Origin of the sequence: Actinophytocola oryzae (assembly GCF_004364325.1) — a bacterium.
GTDB lineage: Bacteria > Actinomycetota > Actinomycetes > Mycobacteriales > Pseudonocardiaceae > Actinophytocola > Actinophytocola oryzae.
In genome coordinates, this window is the sequence record NZ_SOCP01000026.1 from 1 (window position 1) to 22,564 (window position 22,564).

24 protein-coding genes are annotated in these 22,564 nt (G+C 69.4%); 7 read left to right on the forward strand and 17 right to left on the reverse strand.

Annotated elements, in window-relative coordinates:
• Together CLV71_RS43085 and CLV71_RS43090 are read right to left on the reverse strand one after the other, a co-directional pair.
• A partial coding sequence (locus CLV71_RS43085; RefSeq protein WP_243867358.1) for a DHA2 family efflux MFS transporter permease subunit occupies window positions 1–1,304 on the reverse strand: 1,304 nt, incomplete at its 3' end.
• 13 nt (window positions 1,305–1,317) lie between these two features.
• The gene (locus CLV71_RS43090; protein WP_133908756.1) at window positions 1,318–1,746 is read right to left on the reverse strand and encodes a MarR family winged helix-turn-helix transcriptional regulator; all 429 of its coding nucleotides are present in this window, start codon (window positions 1,744–1,746) and stop codon (window positions 1,318–1,320) included.
• A gap of 251 nt (window positions 1,747–1,997) precedes the next feature.
• Here CLV71_RS43090 and CLV71_RS43095 point away from each other — a divergent pair, with 251 nt between their 5' ends.
• The 3 genes from CLV71_RS43095 to CLV71_RS43105 all read left to right on the forward strand — a co-directional run bounded on the left by CLV71_RS43095 (window position 1,998) and on the right by CLV71_RS43105 (window position 5,430).
• Window positions 1,998–4,370: a Tex family protein gene (locus tag CLV71_RS43095; RefSeq protein ID WP_133908757.1), complete on the forward strand. Its 2,373-nt coding sequence runs from the start codon at window positions 1,998–2,000 to the stop codon at window positions 4,368–4,370.
• A 108-nt stretch (window positions 4,371–4,478) separates the two neighbouring features.
• Window positions 4,479–5,060 carry a pyridoxamine 5'-phosphate oxidase family protein gene (locus tag CLV71_RS43100; protein ID WP_133908758.1) on the forward strand — a complete coding sequence of 194 codons (582 nt, stop codon included), beginning with the start codon at window positions 4,479–4,481 and terminating at the stop codon, window positions 5,058–5,060.
• A gap of 1 nt (window position 5,061) precedes the next feature.
• Window positions 5,062–5,430, forward strand: coding sequence for a VOC family protein (locus tag CLV71_RS43105; RefSeq protein ID WP_133908759.1), 369 nt, complete (start codon window positions 5,062–5,064; stop codon window positions 5,428–5,430).
• A 76-nt stretch (window positions 5,431–5,506) separates the two neighbouring features.
• Here the strand turns inward: CLV71_RS43105 and CLV71_RS43110 are convergent, their stop codons facing one another.
• Window positions 5,507–5,698 (reverse strand): hypothetical protein, encoded by a 192-nt coding sequence (locus CLV71_RS43110; protein WP_133908760.1) that lies wholly within the window; start codon window positions 5,696–5,698, stop codon window positions 5,507–5,509.
• Between the two features lie 9 nt (window positions 5,699–5,707).
• Between CLV71_RS43110 and CLV71_RS43115 the strand changes: the two genes are divergently transcribed.
• Window positions 5,708–6,145, forward strand: coding sequence for a hypothetical protein (locus tag CLV71_RS43115; RefSeq protein WP_133908761.1), 438 nt, complete (start codon window positions 5,708–5,710; stop codon window positions 6,143–6,145).
• On the opposite strand, the gene CLV71_RS43120 is transcribed toward CLV71_RS43115, so the two are convergent.
• From CLV71_RS43120 to CLV71_RS43135, 4 genes are read right to left on the reverse strand one after another with little or no spacing between them, the layout of a single operon-like run.
• Window positions 6,119–6,973, reverse strand: coding sequence for a DUF4380 domain-containing protein (locus CLV71_RS43120; protein WP_166664490.1), 855 nt, complete (start codon window positions 6,971–6,973; stop codon window positions 6,119–6,121). The two genes, CLV71_RS43115 and CLV71_RS43120, sit on opposite strands and share 27 nt — an antisense overlap.
• Window positions 6,967–8,115, reverse strand: a complete 1,149-nt coding sequence (dgoD, locus tag CLV71_RS43125) for a galactonate dehydratase (protein ID WP_133908763.1) — start codon at window positions 8,113–8,115, stop codon at window positions 6,967–6,969. The genes CLV71_RS43120 and dgoD overlap by 7 nt, the downstream gene beginning before the upstream one ends.
• Window positions 8,116–8,126: 11 nt before the next feature.
• The gene (locus CLV71_RS43130) at window positions 8,127–8,813 is read right to left on the reverse strand and encodes an SDR family NAD(P)-dependent oxidoreductase (protein WP_133908764.1); all 687 of its coding nucleotides are present in this window, start codon (window positions 8,811–8,813) and stop codon (window positions 8,127–8,129) included.
• Window positions 8,810–9,019 (reverse strand): hypothetical protein, encoded by a 210-nt coding sequence (locus tag CLV71_RS43135; RefSeq protein ID WP_133908765.1) that lies wholly within the window; start codon window positions 9,017–9,019, stop codon window positions 8,810–8,812. Before CLV71_RS43135 ends, CLV71_RS43130 begins: the two co-directional genes overlap by 4 nt.
• Window positions 9,020–9,214: 195 nt before the next feature.
• Here CLV71_RS43135 and CLV71_RS43140 point away from each other — a divergent pair, with 195 nt between their 5' ends.
• Window positions 9,215–10,192, forward strand: a complete 978-nt coding sequence (locus CLV71_RS43140) for a lactonase family protein (protein WP_133908766.1) — start codon at window positions 9,215–9,217, stop codon at window positions 10,190–10,192.
• A 297-nt stretch (window positions 10,193–10,489) separates the two neighbouring features.
• The gene (locus CLV71_RS43145; RefSeq protein WP_133908767.1) at window positions 10,490–11,191 is read left to right on the forward strand and encodes a FadR/GntR family transcriptional regulator; all 702 of its coding nucleotides are present in this window, start codon (window positions 10,490–10,492) and stop codon (window positions 11,189–11,191) included.
• Between the two features lies 1 nt (window position 11,192).
• Here CLV71_RS43145 and CLV71_RS43150 read toward each other — a convergent pair whose 3' ends face one another.
• Complete coding sequence (locus tag CLV71_RS43150) at window positions 11,193–11,957, reverse strand: fumarylacetoacetate hydrolase family protein (RefSeq protein ID WP_133908768.1); 765 nt, start codon at window positions 11,955–11,957, stop codon at window positions 11,193–11,195.
• Window positions 11,958–12,057: 100 nt separating this feature from the next.
• On the opposite strand from CLV71_RS43150, the gene CLV71_RS43155 reads away from it, so the two are divergent.
• Window positions 12,058–12,729 (forward strand): S1 family peptidase, encoded by a 672-nt coding sequence (locus tag CLV71_RS43155; RefSeq protein WP_133908769.1) that lies wholly within the window; start codon window positions 12,058–12,060, stop codon window positions 12,727–12,729.
• A 4-nt stretch (window positions 12,730–12,733) separates the two neighbouring features.
• Here the strand turns inward: CLV71_RS43155 and cimA are convergent, their stop codons facing one another.
• The 9 genes from cimA to CLV71_RS43200 form a co-directional block, all read right to left on the reverse strand.
• A complete protein-coding gene (gene cimA, locus CLV71_RS43160) occupies window positions 12,734–14,377 on the reverse strand; it encodes a citramalate synthase (RefSeq protein ID WP_133908770.1) in 1,644 nt (547 codons plus the stop codon).
• Window positions 14,378–14,642: 265 nt separating this feature from the next.
• Entirely contained in the window at window positions 14,643–15,692 is a 1,050-nt protein-coding gene (locus CLV71_RS43165) for a 3-isopropylmalate dehydrogenase (protein ID WP_133908771.1), read from the reverse strand.
• A gap of 98 nt (window positions 15,693–15,790) precedes the next feature.
• Complete coding sequence (serA, locus tag CLV71_RS43170; protein ID WP_133908772.1) at window positions 15,791–17,389, reverse strand: phosphoglycerate dehydrogenase; 1,599 nt, start codon at window positions 17,387–17,389, stop codon at window positions 15,791–15,793.
• 181 nt (window positions 17,390–17,570) lie between these two features.
• The gene (locus tag CLV71_RS43175; protein ID WP_133908773.1) at window positions 17,571–17,972 is read right to left on the reverse strand and encodes a hypothetical protein; all 402 of its coding nucleotides are present in this window, start codon (window positions 17,970–17,972) and stop codon (window positions 17,571–17,573) included.
• Entirely contained in the window at window positions 17,966–18,553 is a 588-nt protein-coding gene (locus CLV71_RS43180) for a hypothetical protein (protein ID WP_133908774.1), read from the reverse strand. Before CLV71_RS43180 ends, CLV71_RS43175 begins: the two co-directional genes overlap by 7 nt.
• A 41-nt stretch (window positions 18,554–18,594) precedes the next feature.
• Window positions 18,595–18,891, reverse strand: a complete 297-nt coding sequence (locus tag CLV71_RS43185; protein ID WP_133908775.1) for a DUF397 domain-containing protein — start codon at window positions 18,889–18,891, stop codon at window positions 18,595–18,597.
• 67 nt (window positions 18,892–18,958) lie between these two features.
• Complete coding sequence (gene ilvC / locus CLV71_RS43190; RefSeq protein ID WP_133908776.1) at window positions 18,959–19,972, reverse strand: ketol-acid reductoisomerase; 1,014 nt, start codon at window positions 19,970–19,972, stop codon at window positions 18,959–18,961.
• Window positions 19,973–20,011: 39 nt separating this feature from the next.
• On the reverse strand, window positions 20,012–20,518 hold the full coding sequence (gene ilvN / locus CLV71_RS43195; RefSeq protein WP_133908777.1) for an acetolactate synthase small subunit: 507 nt from the start codon (window positions 20,516–20,518) through the stop codon (window positions 20,012–20,014).
• Between the two features lie 6 nt (window positions 20,519–20,524).
• Entirely contained in the window at window positions 20,525–22,366 is a 1,842-nt protein-coding gene (locus CLV71_RS43200) for an acetolactate synthase large subunit (protein WP_133908778.1), read from the reverse strand.
• Window positions 22,367–22,564: the final 198 nt, after the last annotated feature.

A 22,564-nucleotide genomic window follows, 5' to 3' on the forward strand; every position in this document is an offset into this window, starting at 1 on the left:
GTCGCGTCGTACAGGATCACCGAGAGCAGCGCGGTACCGATCGACGCCGCCACCTGCTGGATGATGTTCAGGCTCGTGGACGCGCGGGCCACGTCCTCCTGCCGCAGCGTCTTCAGTGCCGCGGACATGATCGGCATCATCGTCATGCCCATGCCGATACCCATCACGAACAGGTCGGCCCCGATCAGCATGTACGAGGTGTCCGCCTTTAGCTGGGTGAACAGCACCATGCAGGCGACGATCACGATGACACCCGCCTGGGCGATGCGCGCCGCGCCGACCCGGTCGACGACCAGGCCCGCGATCGGCATCATCACCATGGCGCCGATGCCCTGCGGGGCGAGCAGCAGACCCGCCTGCAGCGCACCCTCACCCCTGACCTGCTGGAAGTACAGCGGGAACAGGAGCATGGCGCCGAAGAACGCGACCACGAACAGGACCATGGTCACCGAGGCGACCGTGAAACCCCTGTCCTTGAACAGCTTGAGGTCGATCAACGCGTTCTTCGTGCGCAGTGCGTGCCACACGAACAACGCGACCAGGATCGCGCCCGCCCCGGCCGGGAGGTACGCCTCCGGGCTGCTGATGCCGTCCTGCGGCGACGCGATCTTCGCGAGACCGTAGATCAGGGCGGCGAGACCCGGCGACAGCAGGACCAGGCCGAGCACGTCCAGCCGCTCGGTCGGGCGCGGCTTGTCCGCCTCGAGGATCCGGGAGCCGAGGATCAGCGTCACGATGCCGATCGGCACGTTCAGGAAGAAGATCCAGCGCCACGAGACGTCGTCGACCAGCCAGCCACCGAGGATCGGGCCGACGATCGGGCCGAGCAGCATGGGCACGCCGATGACGGCCATGACGCGGCCGACCCGCTCGGGGCCGGCGGCCTTGGTCAGGATCGTCATGCCGATCGGCATCAGCATGCCGCCGCCGAGACCCTGCAGGACGCGGAACCCGATCAGCGACTCGACCGACCACGCCGAGCCCGCCGCGGCGGAGCCCACCATGAACAGGAAGATCGCGAGCAGGTAGATCCGTTTGGTGCCGAACCGGTCGGCCGCCCACCCGCTCAGCGGGATGACGGTCGCGAGGGCCAGCGTGTATCCGGTGGCCACCCACTGGATGGTCTCCAGCGTGGTGTTGAACTCTTTGGTCAGGTGGTTGATGGCGACGTTGACCACGGTGATGTCGAGCATCGCCATGATCGCGCCGAGTACGACCACCGATCCGATGGCGAGGATTCTGCGGTCGAGCTTCTGCGAGCCCGCTCCGCCAGCCGAGGTCATCGGCGGAAGCGCTTCAGTCACAAGTTTCCCCTCTTCAACAACCGGTCGTGGTGGCGGGCGGCAGAGCATCCCGGGCGAGGATCGGCGCCAGTGCCTGTGAGAGCTGGTCTCGCTCCGGGTCGCTGAGCGACTCGAGACATTCGCGTACGGCGTCGCGGTGAGCCTGCACGAGCCCGTCGACGAACCGCCGACCCTGCTCGGACAGCCGAACCCGCTTCACCCGGCGATCGTGTGCGTCCTCCCTGCGCGTGACCAGGTCCGCCCTCGCCAGCCCCTGCACCGCTCTGCCCGTCGTCGCGACGGACAGGCCGAGCAGCGAGGCCAGCTCGTGGACCGCCAGTTCCCGCTGGCTGTCCGCGAGGACGAACAGGGCCCGCATCTGCGACAATGACAGATCGAGTCCACGCGCGACACCTAATATGTGCGCTTCTCCGCTCTTCTTCAGCCGCGAAAGAAACGCCATCACCTGATCGGTGACAGTCTCCACGCAGGAGAGCGGCTTTAGTTGCACGCTACAATCATCGCACCGACGCAACTAACTGCAAGTGACTGTGTCCGGCCTCTCATTACCCGTTTGGCGTAATGCTGACGAACCTCGCGCTACGGACTGCCATCGCCCGCCTGTCCTCCTGGACGAGAGCCGCGCCCACTTCGTGACAGCGGACACGACACCGGACTCGGCGCTGTCGGGGGTTGCGGGCAGAATGCTCACCCGTGACAGTCACGGCCACTCCCCCGTCCGTCTTCCTGCGTATAGCCGAGGAGCTCTCCGTCGCCGAGCGGCAGGTCCGCGCGGCAGTGGAGCTGCTCGACGGCGGCTCGACCGTCCCGTTCGTCGCCCGGTACCGCAAGGAGGTCACCGGCTCGCTCGACGACGCCCAGCTGCGCACGCTCGACGAGCGCCTGCGCTACCTGCGTGAGCTGGAGGAGCGCCGCGCCGCGGTCCTGGAGTCGATCAAGAGCCAGGACAAGCTGACCGACGAGCTCGCCGCACAGATCATGGCGGCCGACTCGAAGGCACGCCTCGAGGACATCTACCTCCCCTACAAGCCCAAGCGGCGCACCAAGGCGCAGATCGCCCGCGAGGCGGGCCTCGAGCCACTCGCCGACGGCCTGCTCGGCGACCCCGGCACCGACCCGCAGGCCGCCGCCGCGGTGTTCGTCGATCCCGAGAAGGGCGTCGCCGACGTGCAGGCCGCGCTCACCGGCGCCCGCGACATCCTCGTCGAACGCTTCGGCGAGGACGCCGACCTGATCGGCGGGCTGCGCGAGCGCATGTGGGAGAAGGGGCGCCTGGTCGCCAAGGTCCGTTCGGGCAAGGAGGAGGCAGGCGCCAAGTTCGCCGACTACTTCGACTTCTCCGAGCCGTTCACGCAGCTCCCCTCCCACCGCATCCTCGCCATGTTCCGCGGCGAGAAGGAGGAGATGCTGGAGCTGGTGCTCGACCCGCACCCGGACGAGGAGCAGCCGCCCGGCCCCTCGGACTACGAGGTCCGCATCGCCGCGAAGTTCGGCATCGACGACAGGGGCCGCCCGGCCGACAAGTTCCTCACCGACACCGTCCGCTGGGCCTGGCGCACGCGCATCCTCGTCCACCTCGGCGTCGACCTGCGCTCCCGCCTGCGCCAGGCCGCGGAGGACGAGGCGGTCCGCGTGTTCGCCGCCAACCTGCGTGACCTGCTGCTCGCCGCGCCGGCCGGTACCCGCGCCACCATGGGCCTGGACCCCGGCCTGCGCACCGGTGTGAAGGTCGCGATCGTGGACGCCACCGGCAAGGTCGTCGCCACCGACACCATCTACCCGCACGCGCCCGCGAAGCGCTGGGACGAGTCGCTGGTCAAGCTGCACGCGCTGGCCAAGGCACACGACGTGGACCTGATCGCCATCGGCAACGGCACCGCGTCGCGCGAGACCGACAAGCTCGCCGCCGAGCTGCTGACCAGGGCGCCGGAGCTCAAGCTCACCAAGGTGATGGTGTCCGAGGCAGGCGCGTCGGTGTACTCGGCGTCGGCGTACGCGTCGCAGGAGCTGCCGAACCTGGACGTCTCGCTGCGTGGCGCGGTGTCCATCGCGCGGCGCCTGCAGGACCCGCTGGCCGAGCTGGTCAAGATCGACCCGAAGTCCATCGGCGTCGGGCAGTACCAGCACGACATCTCCGAGACCAAGCTGTCGCGGTCGCTCGACGCGGTGGTCGAGGACTGTGTGAACGGCGTCGGCGTGGACCTCAACACGGCGTCGGTGCCGCTGCTGACCCGCGTGTCGGGCATCGGCTCGTCACTCGCGGCCAGCATCGTGTCACACCGCGACGCCAACGGCCCGTTCCGCTCGCGCACGGCGCTGAAGAGCGTGCCGAAGCTGGGTCCGAAGGCGTTCGAGCAGTGCGCGGGCTTCCTGCGGATCCCGAACGGGGACGACCCGCTCGACTCCTCCAGCGTGCACCCGGAGGCGTACCCGGTCGTGCGGCGGATCGTGTCGGCGACAGGGCTCGACCTGGCCGAGCTGATCGGCAACACCAAGACGCTGAAGTCGCTGAAGCCCGCCGAGTTCGTCGACGACACGTTCGGGCTGCCGACCGTCACCGACATCCTGGTGGAGCTGGACAAGCCGGGCCGCGACCCCCGCCCCGCGTTCAAGACCGCGACGTTCAACGACGCCGTGCACACGCTCAACGACCTCCAGGTCGGCATGGTGCTGGAGGGCGTGGTCACGAACGTGGCCGCGTTCGGCGCGTTCATCGACATCGGCGTGCACTGCGACGGGCTCGCGCACGTCTCGCAGCTGTCGCGGAACTTCGTCAAGGACCCGCGCGAGGTCGTCAAGTCCGGCGACATCGTGCGCGCGAAGGTGCTCGAGGTCGACACCACCCGCAAGCGGATCTCGCTGACGCTGCGGCTGGAGGAGGAGACCCGTGACCGCGGTCAGCAGCAGCCTCGCGGTGGTCAGCAACGCGGTGGCGGCGGTCAGCGCAACCAGCGTGGCGGTGGCGGTGGTGGCCAGCAGCAGCGCCGGGGCGGTCAGCGCCAGGACGCCGGTGGCGGCGGCGCGATGGCGGAGGCACTGAGGCGGGCCGGGTACAAGCCCAAGTGAGGGACGAGGACTCCGGGTTCGCCCGCGTGCGGGACTGCGCGGTGGCCCCGGGGTCCGACTCTCGTCTGTGGACCCTGTCGGCGGATCTGACCAGGTAGATTCGCGTGCATGGGCAAGGTTTACGAAGGGATCACACCGCGGCTGCGTGAGTTCATCGAGGAGCAGAAGGTGTTCTTCGTGGCCTCCGCGCCGCTGGACGGTGACGGACACGTCAACCTGTCACCGAAGGGCCGCGACGGCACGCTGGTCGTGCTCGGCGAGCATTCGCTGGCGTACCTGGACTTCGGCGGCAGCCACGCCGAGACGATCGCGCACCTGCGGGAGAACGGGCGCGTCACGCTGATGTGGTGCGCGTTCACCGGACCGCCGAAGGTGCTGCGCGTGCACGGCCGCGGCACGCCGGTCTTCCGGGACGACCCGCGCTGGCCGGAGCTGATCGGCGAGTTCGAGAACGCCGACGGTCCCGGTGCCAGGGCGATCATCCTCGTCGAAGCCGTGCTGGTGAGTGACAGCTGCGGGTTCGCGGTGCCGTACATGGACTACCGTGAGGAACGCACCCAGCACGCCGGGTACTTCGGCCGCAAGTCCGAGGACGAGTTCGCGGAGTACTGCGCCGGCAAGCCCCACAACGGCACCAGCATCGACGGCCTGCCGGGCCTGCCCCTGCCACTACCGAGAAGGACGGCGTGACATGCCTGTCGCCCGCATCGCGATGACCACACTGGACTGCGCCGACGCGGTGGCGCTCGCCGACTTCTGGGCGTCGTTGCTGGAGGGCACGGTCATCGTGCGGAACGACAAGGTCTCGGTGGTCCGGACGGACACGATCATGCTTGGCACGGTCGCCCTGCCCGACTACACACCGCCGACGTGGCCGGGCGGCACGACGCCGAAGCACATCCACCTCGACCTCGCGGTCAGCGACCTGGACGAGGCGGATGCCGAAGCGGTGCGGCTCGGTGCGACCAAGGCAGGTCACCAGCCGCAGCCCGACCAGTGGCGGATCTTCCTCGACCCGGCCGGCCACCCGTTCTGCCTAACCTCGAACATCCCGTTCTAGGCGGAGCGTGTGGTACCAGACGGACATCTCGGGCCGCACCAGCTCCCGGCTCACGACGACCGTGCGGGTGAACCCGTTAGAAGACGCCCGGTGGCACGACGATGGCGAGCCCGAGGTGGTCGACGGTCTGCTCGCCCGCGGCACGCATGGCGTCGTAGGCGGAGTCGTGCCACGCCCTGATGCGTTCCGTGTCCACCGGCGGCTGGAAGTCGCTCGCGGTTTCGCACCGCAGCGGGCGGGCTTGTGCCGGTGCCTCCCGTTTTGGCACGGTGCCGGCATGGCGAAGCGCGCGCTGCCCAACCACTTGTGGCTGGTTCTCGCGATCCTGTTCACGCAGATCATCCTGAACGTGTTCGGCGGCTCGGTCCTGCTGTACACGATCAGCACCCGCGCCGATGCCGGGCTGCTGTACTTCGTGGTGTGGTTCTCGCTGCTGGCATCGGCGGTGCTGGCGGTGAGCGCGCTGTTCCTGGTGCTGCGCAACGCATGGGCGCGTTATCCGGTCGTCGGCATCGAGGCACTGACGATGGCGAGCGGGCTGGTGGCGCTCGCGACGTCCGGTACCCCGACCGGCATCACGAACGTCGCGCTGGGGTTCGCGGTGATCGCCATGCTGTACCGGCCCGAGGTCCGCACCTGGCTCGCGGACGTCCGCACCCCGACCGGCACCCGCATGACGGTGGCAGGTTCAGGCCACGACCTCGATGGTCAGTGACGTGTGCTCGCCGGGTGCCAGGTCGGTCAGGGGTCCGAGGATCTCGCACTCGACGATGTGTGCCGGCGGGTTCAGGTTGCCCAGCGCGGCTATGGGCTCGGGCTGCGGGTGCTCCAGCCAGACCTCCACCGGCGAGCCCTCGTCCGGATAGGTCGCGGCCGGATCGACCTCGAACGTGAACGTGACGCCCGCGTAGGCGAGCGAACCCGCCGCGCCGGGGAAACCGAGCTTGCCGACGACTTCCTGCGGTGGGACGCGGGCGCTGCCGGCACTCAGCTCGTAGCGGGGGTTGGCGGTACCGGCGATCAGGTCCACGACCGGGTTCGGGTGGTCGCGCAGTGCCACGAGGACCTCGCCGCCACCGGGGAACTGGGTCACGTTCCACAGCGCCCAGCGGACCTCGCGGTCACTCACGTTCGTGGCCGTCAGGTTCAGGGTGTAGCCCGTGGCGGTCAGCGCGAAGTGCCGGGTCAGGCGCAGTCCCGTGCGGGGATCCGGGGCGGAGGTCATCGTGACGGACCCCCGCGCTGTGTCCACCGTGTACGGACCCGAGTCCAGGACCGGGTCGGGCGGGCCAGGCCACTCCCCGTGGCCGGACCAGCCCTGGGGCGCCGGCCAGGTCTTGTCGCCGCCGTAGTTGACCCAGTCACCCATGTCGCCGTCGTTGGGGCCGACCTCGCCACGTGGTTCCAGAGCCGGTGTGAACAGCGTGGGGTCGCGCCACAACAGTTCCGTGCCGTCACGCTGGAGCGACAGCAGCCGACCGCCCAGCTCCGGGACGAACCCCAGCCTCAGGCGCTCGTTCCCGAGCCAGAGCGCGGTCACCACTCCGCCAGGCTGCCGTCGTCGTGACGCCACACGGGTGGGCGCCAGCTGTGTCCTTCCTCCGCCGCCACCCGCACCGCCGCGTCGTCGATCTCGATGCCGAGCCCGGGTCCGACGGGACGATCCACGTAACCGGCCACGCACGTGAACGGACTCGCGTCCAGCAGGTAGCGGCCCATCTCCACGCCCCCGTGGTAGTGCATGCCCACACTTCGTTCCTGGATCAGGAAGTTCGGCGTCGCGAAGGCCACCTGCAGGCTCGCCGCGAGCGCGATCGGCCCGAGTGGACAGTGCGGGGCCAGGGAAGCGCCGTAGATCTCCGCCAGCGCCGCGATCCTGCGCAACTCGGAGATGCCGCCCGCGTGTGCCGGGTCCGGCTGCACCACCGCCACCCCGGCGTCCAGCACCGGTTTGAAGTCCCACCGGGAGTACAGGCGCTCGCCCAGCGCGATGGGCAGCGCCGACGCCGCCACCACCGACTCCAGCGCCGGCCCCGTGATCTCGGGTGGGATCGGCTCCTCCACGAACATCGGCTGCACCTCCTCCAGCATGCGCACGAGTCGGCGGGCCATCGCCGGGGACACGCGCCCGTGGAAGTCGATCGCCAGGTCGCGGTCCGGCCCGAGCGCGGACCTCGCCTCCTGTGCCCGCACCAGGGCCGCCGCCACGTCAGCCGGTGTCGCGATCGCGGGCATGGGCCCCGAGACGTTCATCTTGACCGCGGTGAAGCCCGCCTCCACCTGCTCGGCCACCGCCTCGTACACGCCGGACGGGCGGTCGCCGCCGACCCACGAGTACATCCGCACGCGGTCACGGACCGGGCCGCCCAGCAGCTCGTGCACGGGTGCCTCACGCACCTTGCCCGCGATGTCCCACAGTGCCTGGTCGAAGCCGGACAGCGCGCTCGACAGGACCGGGCCGCCCCGGTAGAAACCCGCGCGCCGCAGCACCTGCCAGTGGTCCTCGATGCGCAGCGGGTCCTTGCCGTGCACCAGCTCCGCCAGCTCGTGCACGGCCGCACGCACGGTCTCGGCGCGGCCCTCCACGACGGGCTCGCCCCAGCCGGTGACGCCCTCGTCGGTGGAGACCTTGAGGAACAGCCACCTCGGCGGCACGAGGAACGTCTCGATGTCGGTGATCTTCACGGGTGTCCCCCTCAGGACGAGTCCTTGGCCGCCGACCAGCCCCCGTCGACGAGCAGTTCCGCACCGGTGACGAACGACGCAGCGGGCGAGAGCAGGAAGGCGATGGCCTCGGCCACCTCGGCCGGGTCACCCAGGCGGCCTGCCGGAGTGGCACGTGCGCTGCGCTGCCGCTCGGCCTCGCCGATGCCGTCCCAGGCCGCGGTCAGAACCGGCCCCGGCAGCACCGCGTTCACCCGCACAGCGGGGGCGTACTCCACGGCGAGCTGCCTGCTCAGCGACACCAGTGCGCCCTTCGTGGCCGCGTAGGCGGAGTGGCCGGGCAGCCCGAACCTCGCGTGGACCGACGACACCAGCACCGCGGCGGCCAGACTCGGCAGGCACACGCGAAAGCCCAGGTAGGCGGCCGTGAGGTTCACCGCGAGCTGCCGGTCCCAGGCGGCGCGGTCCTGCTCGTGCAGTGGTGCGACCGTGCGGGCGAACGCGTTGCTGACCAGCGCCGTGACCGGTCCCGGCGCGGCGGCCACGACCGCGTGCCATGTGTCCTCTTCGGACACATCGCCCAGTACCTGGTGGACGTGTTCCGCGTCGGCGACGGGTGCGATGTCCACGGCCACCACGTCGTACCCGCCTGCCACGAGCCTGCGGACGGTGGCGGCACCGATACCGGCCGCCGCGCCCGTCACCACCGCGCACGTCACAGCGCGTCCTGGTGCACTACGTTGTCCTGCTCACGCACCGCGAGCCAGGCCGACCCGCCCCACGCCCTGTCGACGAAGTTGGGCGGCCACAGGATGCAGTGGCTGCCTCGGGCGAACAGGTCGACCTGGCCGGGGCTGGCGAACGCGCCCGGCCCTCCGAGCATCGCGCCGTGAGTCGGGCCGCCGAGCCTGGTCCAGCACGCCACCGACCGTCCATTATGGATCTCTGACGGAGCGCCCCGTCGGCCCAACGAGCGAAGTCGATACGGACAGGCGGACGTGTCTCCGCCGAGATCTGTCGGCTGTGCCTGCGCCTCTCCCCGGTACCACCGCCCGCTCGCCCCGGTCGACAACGGTATTGGCATACCAGCTGCCCTCCTCTGGGGGTTAGGGTGACGCGCATGGATGTCTGGGTCGGTAGCTACACGTCCGCCAGTGGCGGCAACGGGGTCGGGATCAGCACGTTTCGCCGCTCGCCCGACGGCTCGCTCACACCGGATCGCTCGCTGGAGATGACCTCGCCGTCGTGGCTCACCGCACACCCGACCGCGCCGGTCGTGTACGCGACGAACGAGACGACCGATGGCGCGATCACCACCGTGTCCTCGGAGCTGGAGATCCTGGACACGACCCCGACCGGCGGCGCGGACCCGTGCCACCTCGCACTCAGCGCCGACAACCGCTTCCTGTTGTGCAGCAACTACTCGAGCGGCAACCTGTCGGTGTTCTCGCTCGACGGGGACGGCCGGATCACCGAGCGGACCGACTTCGTCCAGCACGAGGGCAGCGGCCCGCACGCGGAACGGCAGGAGGCTGCGCACGTCCACATGTCGACCGTCCGCGACGACGTCGTGAGCGTCGTCGACCTCGGCACCGACGAGATCACCAGCTACACGTTGGGGGACAACGGAAAGCTGACGCAGCTGTCGGTCTCGGCGATGCCACCCGGCACCGGGCCGCGCCAGCTGGTCCGCCGCGACGGCAGCGACCTGGCGTACGTCGTCGGTGAGGTCAACGGGACACTGGTCGTCGTGCGTGAGGGCCCGGTCGGGACGTTCACGCCGGTCACGGCCGTGCCCGCCACCGCGAAGCCGTGGACAGGCGACCGGCCGAACTGGGTGGCGCACCTGGAGATCCGCGGCGACCGGCTCTACCTGTCGAACCGCAACCCCGACTGTGTCACGGAGTTCGACATCTCCGGCGAGGTGCCGGTGGCGCTGGGCGACCACCCGTGCGGCGCGTTCCCCCGGCACTTCGAGATCGTGGACGACGTGATCTACGTCGCCGCCCAGCGGGACGACGCCATTGTCGCCTTCCCGGTCGGCGGCACCGCGGTCCGCTACGAGACCGGCACGCCGACCTTCGTACTCGTCAGGTAGCCACCTGGTCGAGGACCACGACACCGGTGGGCCGACATCGGCCGGGTACGCACCCGATCTTCTGTCCACATAGGAGGGCGGCCCGACCCTGACACGCGCGGTGGTCAAGTACCGCACGGCGTTCTCCGTTCGGTAGACCTCGCCGATCTGCACGATCCGGCGAATTTGCGGCGCGCACGCCGGCAGAAAGCCGTCTCGGTCCGGCTCGTATCACCCCGTGGGGACATGCCGACAAGGTTGCAACCGGTCTGCCATGCTGTCAAGATGTATTAGTAATTTATGACTTAAGGAGCCTCGGTGTCCCGGTACCGGCCGCGCGGGATCCACGGCCAGACCGTGGAGATCCTGGCCAGCCGCATCCTGTCGAACGAGTACCCGGAGGGAGCGACCCTCGACCTGACAACGCTGCGTGCCGAACTGGACGTCAGCCTCACCGCGTTGCGTGAGGCACTGAAAGTGCTGAGCGCGAAGGGAATGATCGACGCGAGGCAGAAGCGCGGGACGTTCGTCCAGCCGAGGACGTCGTGGAACATGCTGGACGCGGACGTGATGCGCTGGCACACCACGGGCGAGCCAGATCCCGGGCTGTTCGACCAGCTCACCGAGGTCCGGGCGGTCGTCGAGCCCGCCGCGGCCCGGATGGCGGCGGAACGGGCGACCGAGTCCGACCTGACCGGCCTGTCGTCGGCCCTGGACGCGATGGTCGAGGCGTCCGATGTCGACACCGAGGTGGCCGCGGACATCGCGTTCCACCACGCGCTACTGCTGGCCACCCACAACGACTTCCTGGCACAGATCGCCCAGATCATCGCGATCGGACTGGCCGAGCGCGACAAGTTCGTGCACCACGCCACCTCCTCCAACCCGGTCCCCAGCCACCGAGCAGTCCTCGACGCGGTCGTCGCCCACGACCCGGTAGCCGCGGAACGAGCGATGCGGGCACTGGTCGACCAGTCGATGACAGACCTCAAGAACGCGGGCGACAACCGGCTGCCGTGAGCTACCGCATCTCGACCGGGTTGCTCAGCGTGCCGATGCCCTCGACGGTGATGGAGACGTTCTGGCCCGCCTTCATGGGACCGACACCTGCCGGGGTACCGGTCAGGATGACGTCCCCTGGCAGGAGGGTCATCACCTTCGAGACCCACTCGATCAACGCCGGGACGTCGTGGAGCAGCAGGGACGTGCGGGAGTCCTGCTTGGTCTCGTCGTCCAGCTTGGTGGTGATGGCCAGGTCGGCGGGGTCGACCTCCGTCTCGATCCACGGCCCCAGCGGGCAGAACGTGTCGTGGCCCTTGCCCCGGGTCCACTGGACGTCGGCCTTCTGCTGGTCCCGCGCGGTCACATCGTTGGCGATCGTGTACCCCAAGATGACACTCGCCGCGCGGGAAGCCGGGACATCGCGGCACGGCTGGCCGATGACCGCCGCCAGCTCACCCTCGAAGTCCACACGGGACGAGTCCGGCGGCATCTTGACCGGCGCGTTCGGCCCGATCACCGACGTCGACGGCTTCAGGAACATCACCGGGTCCGCGGGCGGCTCGCCGCCCATCTCGCGGGCGTGGTCGGCGTAGTTCTTGCCGATGCAGATGACCTTCGACGGGAGGATGGGGGCCAGCACCCGCACGTCGGCGACCGGCCAGGTGTTGCCGGTGTACGTGGGAGTACCGAACGGGTGGTCCGCCACCTCTCTGGCGACGGCCCCCTCGGCGTCCACGGTGACAAACGCTACCCCGCCTGGGTGGGCTATCCGAGCAATACGCACGTACCGCAGCCTAGCTTCGTCCGGATAGCGGCTAGGCACCGTGGCCGCCACCTGGTTGTGTCGGAGACGTCTGTTAGATCTTTGTCACACTGGGGTGATAATGCGAAGACTATTCACGACACTCGTCGCCGTCGCGGCCTGTCTGGTCGGCCTACCAGCCGGAGCCAGTGCCGCCGTCCAGGACCCGCTCGGCAGCGGAACCGTCCTGTTCAACCCACAGGCCCCGACCAACCGCTCCTGCACCGCCGCGTTCGCGGCCACCGACGGGAACAAGGGCTTCCTCATCGCGGGCCCGACCTGCACCTCGGGCACCCTCTACGCCACCAAACCCGGCGGCGGCATGGCGCTCGTCGGGAACGTCACGACCACGAGCCCCTACAACGGGTACGCCGTCGTCACGGTGTCCAACACGGCCGACTGGGTGCTCGTGCCGTACGTGCTCGCCGGCAGCACCAAGATCGTCATCACGGGTTCGAAGGAGACTCCGGTCGGCGGCAAGGTGTGCCACGTCGGCCCGACGGTCGGGTCGCGGTGCGGCTCGGTCGACGCGACCAACCAGACCGTCACCTTCCCCTGGGGAACGGCCACCGGCGTGACCCGGACCAGCATCTGTTCCGGGTCACGTGACCTCGGCGCCGCCTACCTCACCGACGACCAGGCCCAGGGAGTGCCCCTCGGCGGCCCTGACTTCTGCACCACCGCCGGGGTCAGCTACTTCCTGCCCGTCAACCCGATCCTCGACAAGTTCGGGCTGAAGCTCGTCACCGGCTGACGCCTCACGTCGTCGGCGGGCCACCGTGCCCGCCGACGGCGGTGAGCGGCCTCGACGCCCGCATCGCCTTGTGCACCAACGCGTCGCACAGCGCCAGCCAGCTCGCCTCGACGATGTTGCCGTGCACGCCGACCGTGGTCCACTCGCGTTCGCCGTCGGTCGACTCGACCAGGACCCTCGTCACCGCGTCGGTGCCGGGGTGGTCGACCAGGATGCGAACCTTGTAGTCGGTCAGCTGTACCGCCGAGAGCCACGGCAGGTGCGGCAGCAACGCCTCACGCAGCGCGGCGTCCAGCGCGTGCACCGGGCCGTTGCCCTCCGCCGTCGCGAGGACGCGCGCGCCGTTCACGTGCAGCTTGACCGTCGCCTCCGACACGACCGTGCCGTCGATGCTGTGGTCCATGATCACGCGGTAGGACTCCAGGGTGAACGGCGGCTCGTCCACTTCGGACAGCTCGTGGCGCAGCAGCAGCTCGAGCGACGCGTCCGCCGCCTCGAACGACCAACCGTGGGACTCCAGCTCCTTCACCTTGCGCACGGCGGCGGTCAGCACCTCCGGCTGGCCGGCCAGGTCGACCCCGAGCTCGCGTCCCTTGAGCTCGAGGCTGGCCCGGCCGGCCATCTCGGTGACCAGCACCCGCATGTCGTTGCCGACGACGGTGGGATCGATGTGGTTGTACAACAACGGATCCACCTTGATCGCGCTCGCGTGCAGGCCCGCCTTGTGGGCGAAGGCCGACGACCCGACATAGGCCTGGTGGGTGTCGGGTGCGATGTTGGCGATCTCGGCAAGAGCGTGCGAGACCCGCGACAGCTCGGGCACGGCGTGCGCCGGGATCACCGGCATGCCGAGCTTGGTGACGAGGTTGCCGACAACGGAGAAGAGATCCGCGTTGCCCGCTCGCTCGCCGTAGCCGTTCGCGGTGCACTGGACGTGGGTGGCACCTGCCTGCACCGCGGCGATGCTGTTCGCGACGGCGCAGCCCGTGTCGTCCTGGCAGTGGATGCCGACACGGAAACCGGTGCGGGCGATGACCTCGCCGACGGTGTCGGCGAGGTGGAGGGGTAGTTGGCCGCCGTTCGTGTCGCACAGCACGGCGACGTCGGCGCCCGCCTCGACCGCGGCGGTCAGCACGGCGAGCGCCGTGTCCGGGTCGTGGGCGTAGCCGTCGAAGAAGTGCTCGGCATCGAGGAAGACGCGGCGGCCCTCGCCGACGAGGAAGGACACCGTGTCGCGGACCATCGCGCACGCCTCGGGCACGTCGGTGCGCAGTGCCCGCTCGATGTGGCGGCGGTCGGACTTGGCGACCAGCGTGACGACCGGGGCCGCCGAGTCCAGCAGCGCCCGGACCTGCGGGTCCCGGTCCGCGGTCGTGCCCGCGCGGCGCGTCGACCCGAACGCGACGAGCGCCGCGTGCTGGAGGTCCAGCTCACGTGCCTTCGCGAAGAACTCGGTGTCCTTCGGCATCGCACCCGGCCAGCCGCCCTCGATGAACCCGACACCGACCTCGTCGAGCAACCGTGCCACGGCGAGCTTGTCGGCGACGGAGTACGTGATGCCCTCGCGCTGGGCACCGTCCCGGAGGGTCGTGTCGAACACGTGGAAGGAGTCGCCGAGCGGGGTGTCGGCCGGGGTCGTGCGGGTCACGACAGGTGCCTTTCCTCGGAGCGGAGCTTGCGGAGCGACCGTTTCTGCCGTAGGGCACAAAAAAACCTCCCGCAGGATGCGAGAGGTCAGCGCGTCGGGTGAAGTAGCTCAGCTACCCGACGCGCTCGGCGATAATGATCACGGCAGAGAAGGTCACGGTGGCATGCTGCCACACAGGACAGCCGGGTACCAAGTCCCGGGCGCGTCCTCCCACAATGCGAGAAGGCCCCCTCCGCGTGGAGGGAGCCTTCTCACTGAACTCGATCTACAGCTCGACGTTCGTCGTCGGGGTGTTCGACGACACCAGTGCCGCCAGCCGGTCGCCGATGGCGTAGGTGTTGCCCGGTGACGGGTGGTCCCGCGTCGCCAGGTCGAACGCCACCGACGCCTCGATGCGCCGGGCCGCCTCGTGCTCGCCCAGGTGGTCGAGCAGCAGCGCGACCGACAGCACCGCCGCGGTCGGGTCCGCGACGCCCTGGCCGGCGATGTCCGGCGCGCTGCCGTGCACCGGCTCGAACATCGACGGGTTGCGCCGTGTGATGTCGATGTTGCCGCTGGCCGCCAGGCCGATGCCACCCGTGACCGCCGCGACGAGGTCGGTGAGGATGTCACCGAACAGGTTGTCGGTGACGATCACGTCGAAGCGGGCCGGGTCGGTCACCATGTGGATCGTGGCCGCGTCGACGTGCTGGTAGGACACCGTCACGTCCGGGTGCTGGAGCGAGACCTCCTCCACCACCCGCGACCAGAGCGAGCCTGCGTGCGTGAGCACGTTCGTCTTGTGCACCAGTGTCAGGTGCCTGCGCGGCCTGGTGACCGCGCGGGCGAACGCGTCCCGGACGACCCGCTCCACGCCGTAGGCCGTGTTGACGCTGACCTCGGTCGCGATCTCGTGCGGGGTGTCCTTGCGCAGCAGGCCGCCGTTGCCCGCGTACAGGCCCTCCGTGCCTTCCCGGATCACGACCATGTCGATCTCGCCGGGGTTGGCCAACGGGCTCTGCACGCCGGGGTAAAGCCGTGCCGGACGCAGGTTCACGTGGTGGTCGAGCTCGAACCGAAGCCGCAGCAGCAGTCCCCGCTCGAGGATGCCACTCGGCACCGACGGATCGCCGACCGCGCCGAGCAGGATCGCGTCGTGCTGCCGTAGCTCGCCGAGCACCGACTCCGGTAGCAGCTCGCCAGTCGCGTGCCACCGGGTCGCACCAAGGTCGTACTTGGTGACCTCGACGTTCGGCACCACCTCGTTCAGCACCTTGAGTGCCTCGGCGATCACTTCCGGCCCGATCCCATCTCCTGGGATCACCGCGAGCCGCATGCACACCTCCCGGAGTTTCGGGCTCTCTTAGTAGTTCGTGCAGGCTACCGGGAAGACGTCGGATCTCCTTGCCTGGCCACCCGACTAGGTGGTGTCGCCTAGCCGAAATCCACCGTGCGGATGATCGTCGCGCGCACCGACGCGCCGATGGACTCCAGGATGGAGGGGTCGACCGGGCGGTCCACACGCAGGATCATCACCGCGTCCTCGCCGTCACCCGTCTGGCTGATCTGTGCGGCCTCGATGTTGATGCCGACCTTGCCGAGAAGCGTGCCGACCACACCCATGACGCCGGGTCGGTCCTCGTACTCCAGGAACAGGTTGGCGCCCTCGGCGCGCAGGTCGAACGACCGGCCGTGCACCTCGACGACCTTCTCGACCTCCGCGATGCCGCTGATCGTGCCGCTGACGGTCAGGACGTCGCCGTCCGGGTAGACCGCACGCAGGGTGACAAGGCTGCGGTGGTTGGGGCTCTCCGCCTCCTTCTCCATCGACACGGCCACGCCGAGGCTCTCGGCGATCCTGGTCGCGTTGACGAAGGTGACCTGGTCCTCGACGATCCCGGAGAACACGCCACGCAGCGCGGCGAGCGAGAGCACCGAGGTGTCCTCGTTCGACAGCTCGCCACGCACCTCGACCGCGACCGAGGTGGGCGGGGTGCTGCTGAACGCCGACAGCACCAGCCCGAGCTTCTGGGTGAGCGACAGGTACGGCCGCACCTCCTCGCCGACCACGCCACCCGACGCGACGTTCACCGCGTCCGGCACGAAGTCGCCGCGCAGGGCGAGCATGACCGAACGGGCCACGTCCGTGCCCGCGCGGTCCTGGGCCTCGGCCGTCGACGCACCGAGGTGCGGGGTGACGACCACGTTCGGCAGGCCGAACAGCGGGCTGTCGGTGGTGGGCTCCGACGAGTACACGTCGACGCCCGCACCGCCGATCCGGCCGTCACGGGCCGCGTCGGCCAGCGCCTGCTCGTCGATCAGGCCACCGCGTGCCGCGTTGACGATGATCACGCCCGGCTTGACCTTGGCGAGCTGGTCGGCGCCGATGAGGCCCTTGGTCTCGGGGGTCTTCGGCAGGTGGATGGAGATGAAGTCGGCGCGGGCGAGCAGCTCGTCGAGCGTGACGAGCTCGATGCCCAGCTGCGCGGCGCGGGCCTGCGACACGTAGGGGTCGTAGGCGATCAGCTCGGTGCCGAACGCGGCGAGGCGCTGGGCGAAGAGCTGGCCGATCTTGCCGAGGCCGACGACACCGACGATCTTGCCGTTGATCTCGGTGCCGGAGAACTTGCTGCGCTTCCACTCGTGGTTCTGCAGCGTCGCGTGCGCGGCCGGGATCTGGCGCGCGGTGGACAGCAGCAGGGCGACCGCGTGCTCGGCGGCGGAGACGATGTTCGAGGTCGGCGCGTTGACGACCAGGACGCCACGGGAGGTGGCGGCCGGGACCTCGACGTTGTCGAGACCGACGCCGGCACGGGCGACGACCTTCAGCCGCGTGGTCGCGGCGAGCACCTCGGCGTCGACCTTGGTGGCGGAGCGGACGAGGAGGGCATCCGCGTGCGCGACGGCTTCGAGGAGAGCGGGGCGGTCCGTACCGTCTACGTGACGGACCTCCACCTCGTCTCCGAACACGTCGAGCACGGACGGCGCCAGCTTCTCGGCGATGAGGACTACGGGACGAGTCTGCTGGGTCACGACGCGAACTCCAGGATTGCGCGGCTGTTGAGGGCGCGGTTACGGCGTTGTAACCAACCGAGGGCAGTCTAGGAGCTTTGCTGAATCGTTTCCTCACCTGGTGAGCGAGGCGACAGCCTCGTACGAGTGGTATCCGTCATGAATACGAGGCGACTGTCCGGTTCGTGGGGGCGTATCCAGTTCACGAGCCGTTCACCCTCAGGTCGTCGATCCCGAGGAGCATCACGCGGCCGACGGTCGCGATGTGACCTCGGTAGGTGTCCAGTCCCTCGTCGAGCGTGACCCGGAGGTCGTCGACCTCGTGCCGTGCCCGTTCGGCGTCCATGAGCCGCACGGCCGTCGAGCGGACGGCGGACGCGGTCTCGGCGGCGGCGCGCCGGAGGCGGTCGACGACGGGAGACGCACCCGGCCGTTCGCTCAGCCTGCCCAGCAGTTCCGCCAGCACCTCCTCGGCCTCGGCGAGGTCCGTCATCGGCTGGTACGCGGCCGATCCCTTGCGGGGCACCCGGTACCGCGACTCGATCTCGAGCGTGGGCCGCGGGGTACGCCGGTTCCGGATGGCGAACAGGCCGGAGATCACCATGGGCAGACGATCACGGCGACGAGGACACCGCCGGCGGCGGCCTCGTAGTCCCGCGCCGGGTCGAGCCCGGTCCACTGGGCGACGCGAGTGCCGGGCCGCCAGCTCCACGGAGTCCAGCGTTGTCGCGATCGCGCGGAGCTTCGACGCCGTTCGGCGGCCGTGCGCCAGGACTCCTCGACCACGGACGGCGCGACCCCGGTGGTGCGTATGCGGCCGATCAGCTGGGACAGCGCGGACTCCGTCGCCGCCAGCTGTCGCATGGGCTGCCAGGCACTCGAGTCCGGCGACGGTGACCGGTCGCTCTCGTCGCGGTGGATCGGCGGCAGTGGTGAGGCCTGCGGCTTCGGGACGCTGCGAAGGCGGACCGTGAGCACGCCGAGGGCCGTCAGCACAGCGAAGGCGATGCAGGCGTAGACGCCGCCTACCGTGTCCGGCTCGCCGTCCGACCACGGAGGTACGAACACGGTGGCGGAGACGGCCAGGATTCCCCAGAAGTACGTCCAGACTTTCGCGAACCCGAGCCAGGTCCGTCTTCGGCGGGCCTGGGCACGCCGTGCCGGGGCTTGCTCGTGGCGGGCCATGACCCATGGTCAGTGTGAAACGGCCGGCCCACCACGAAATTTCACCAGGGTTCGTCGAACTCGCCGGCTTTCGCGCCGGCCACGAACGCGTCCCACTCCGACTCGGTGAAGACCAGCACGGTGTCGTCCGGGCCGGTGAACTTCGAGTTCCGCATCGCGATGTAGGTCTTGCCGTCCGTGTGGGGCACGAAGGCGATCTCCACGTACTCGCCGTCCGGGTCGGCGTCCGGCTCGGCCGCGCGCTGCCACTCCGCGTTGGTCAGGTCCAGCTTGCCCCGGACGTGCGCCTTGTCGTCGAAGATCGGGGCCGACGCGCGGGCGGTCGGTTCGTTACTCATGTCAGTCACGCTAACCGATGACCCGGTGGCCCTAAAGAGTGACCACCGGGCCGTCGAATTCACCCGATCAGGCGGTTTCCGTGATGGGGCGGTCTACCCACGACATGAGTCCGCGCAGTTTCTTGCCAACTTCCTCGATCGGGTGCTGCTCGCCCTGCTCCTGCAGCTTGTGGAAGTTCGGGCGACCGTTGTCGTCCTCGTCCACCCACTCCTTGGCGAAGTCGCCGTTCTGGATCTCGGCGAGGATCTTGCCCATCTCCTTGCGGACCGAGTCGGTGATGACACGGGGGCCACGGGTCACGTCGCCGTACTCGGCGGTGTCGGAGATCGAGTACCGCATGCGCGCGATGCCGCCCTCGTACATGAGGTCGACGATCAGCTTCAGCTCGTGCAGGCACTCGAAGTACGCCACCTCCGGGGTGTACCCGGCGTTCACCAGCGTCTCGAAACCGGCCTGCACCAACGCGGTCGTGCCGCCGCAGAGGACGACCTGCTCGCCGAACAGGTCGGTCTCGGTCTCCTCCTTGAAGGTCGTCTTGATGACGCCGGCACGCGAGCCGCCGATGCCCTTCGCGTAGGAGAGCGCGAGTGCCTGCGCCGAACCGGTCGCGTCCTGCTCGACCGCGATGAGGCACGGCACGCCCTTGCCGTCCACGAACTGGCGGCGCACCAGGTGACCGGGGCCCTTGGGCGCGACCATCGCCACGTCCACGTTGCCGGGCGGGGTGATCAGGCCGTAGCGGATGTTGAAGCCGTGCCCGAAGAACAGCGCGTCGCCGTCGTTCAGGTTCGGCGCGATCTCCTCGGCGTAGATCGACCGCTGCTTGGTGTCCGGCGCCAGGATCATGATCACGTCGGCCCACGCGGCGACCTCGGCGACCGTCCCGACGGTCAGGCCCTCCTCCTCGGCCTTGGCCCGCGACTTCGAGCCCTCCTGCAGCCCGATCCGGACCTCGACGCCGGAGTCGCGCAGCGACAGCGCGTGCGCGTGCCCCTGGCTGCCGTAGCCGACGACGGCGACCTTGCGGTTCTGGATGATCGACAGGTCAGCGTCGTCGTCGTAGAAGATCTCGACTGCCATGCTGGTGTGTACTTCCTTCCCTGAATTACTGAGCAAGCCTCAGCGGACGCCGGTGGCCGTGATGGAACGGGGGCCGCGACCGATCGCGACCCGGCCGGACTGCACCATCTCACGCACCCCGTAGGGCTCCAGCATCCGCAGCAGTGCCTCGAGCTTGTCCTCGGTGCCGGTCGCCTCGATGGTCAGCGCCTCCGGCGACACGTCGACCACCTTGGCACGGAACAGCTGCACGGTCTCCAGCACCTGCGTTCGCACGGTCGCGTCGGCACGCACCTTCACGAGCAGCAGCTCGCGCTGTACCGACACGGCCGGGTCCAGCTCCACGATCTTGATGACGTTGACGAGCTTGTTGAGCTGCTTGGTCACCTGTTCGAGCGGCAGCTCGTCCACCGCGACGACGATGGTCATGCGGGAGACGTCGGCGTGCTCGGTCGGGCCCACCGCGAGCGACTCGATGTTGAAGCCGCGCCGGGAGAACAACCCGGCCACACGGGCCAGGACACCTGGCTTGTTCTCGACGAGCACCGAGAGGGTGTGTGTACTCATGGCTTATCAGTCCTCGTCGAACAGCGGGCGGATGCCGCGCGCCGCCATGATCTCGTCGTTGCCCGTGCCCGCGGCGACCATCGGCCACACCTGCGCGTCCTTGCCGACCACGAAGTCGACCACCACGGGCCGGTCGTTGATCTCCATCGCGCGCTGGATGACCGAGTCCACGTCCTCTTTGGACTCACAGCGTAGTCCCGCGCAGCCGAGCGCCTCCGCCAGGAGCGTGAAGTCGGGGATGCGGTGCTTGTGCGTGCCGAGGTCGGTCTGCGAGTAGCGCTCCGAGTAGAAGAGGTTCTGCCACTGCCGCACCATGCCGAGGTTGCCGTTGTTGATCACGGCCACCTTGATCGGCGCACCCTCGATGGCGCAGGTCGCGAGCTCCTGGTTGGTCATCTGGAAGCAGCCGTCGCCGTCGATGGCCCAGACCACCTTGTCCGGCATGCCGAACTTCGCGCCCATGGCCGCGGGCACCGCGTACCCCATCGTGCCGAGACCGCCGGAGTTGAGCCAGGTGGACGGGTTCTCGTACTTGATGAACTGCGCGGCCCACATCTGGTGCTGGCCGACGCCCGCGGTGTAGATCGACTCCGGCCCGGCGATCGCGCCGATGCGCTCGATGACGTACTGCGGCGCCAGCGACCCGTCCGGCGGCCACTCGTAGCCGAGCGGGAATGTCTCGCGCCACGAGTCGAGCTGCTGCCACCACCTGTCGAGGTCGGCCTGCTTGCCGCCGTCGGACAGCTCGGCACGCACCGCGGCCACCAGCTCGGCGATGATCTCCTTGCAGTCGCCGACGATCGGCACGTCCGCGCGGCGGTTCTTGGAGATCTCCGCAGGGTCGATGTCCGCGTGCACGATCTGCGCGTCCGGCGCGAACGTCGACAGCTGGCCGGTGACCCGGTCGTCGAACCGGGCGCCCAGCGCGATCAGCAGGTCGGCGCGCTGCATGGCGGCGACCGCGGCGACCGAGCCGTGCATACCCGGCATGCCGAGGTGCTGGCGGTGCGAGTCGGGGAAGGCACCCTTGGCCATCAACGTGGTGACCACGGGGATGCCGGTCAGCGCGGCCAGCTCCGCCAGCTCGGGGGACGCCTGCGCCTTGAGCACGCCGCCGCCGACGTAGAACAGCGGCCGCTTCGCGTTGACGATCAACTTCGCGGCCTCGCGCACCTGCTTGCCGTGCGGCCGGGTCGTCGGCTTGTAGCCGGGCAGCCGCATCTCGGGCGGCCAGGAGAACGAGGTGGTCTCCTGCAGCACGTCCTTGGGGATGTCGACGAGCACGGGGCCGGGTCGGCCGGTGCTCGCGATGTGGAACGCCTCAGCGATGGCCCTCGGGATCTCCGCGGGGTCCTTGATGAGGAAGTTGTGCTTGGTGACGGGCAGCGTGATGCCGCAGATGTCGGCTTCCTGGAACGCGTCGGTGCCGATCAGGGCCCTGGACTGCTGGCCGGTGATCGCGACGATCGGAACCGAGTCCATGTTGGCGTCGGCCAGGGGCGTGACGAGGTTCGTGGCGCCGGGACCTGAGGTCGCCATGCAGACACCGACCTTGCCGGTGGCCTGGGCGTACCCGGTGGCGGCGTGGCCCGCGCCCTGCTCGTGGCGGACCAGGATGTGCCGGACCTTCGTGGAGTCCAGGAGCGGGTCATAGGCCGGGAGGATCGTGCCGCCCGGAATACCGAACACCACCTCGACGCCTACAGCCTCGAGCGAGCGGACGAGCGACTGCGCGCCGGTCACCCGGACCGGGGTGCCGGTCGGCGGAGCTGGTTTCGGTCGGGGGGCCGCTGGACGCGGCCCGGGCGTTGCGGCGGCCGGGGTCGGCCGCTGTGTCGCACTGGTCATCGGCTTCTGCCTCTTGTCGGGTAGGTCTACCAGGCTCTCAGCACGTGCTCACACACGAAAAAACCCCCGCCGACCGGTGTGGTCGTACGAGGGTCGCGCGTTCGACGCAGCTGACTTCCTCAGCGTCGAACGCGCTGCGGAAGTACGAGACCGGTCTGCTGGGGCACGCCGATGACGTTAGTGCGTTCGCAGTAGGGC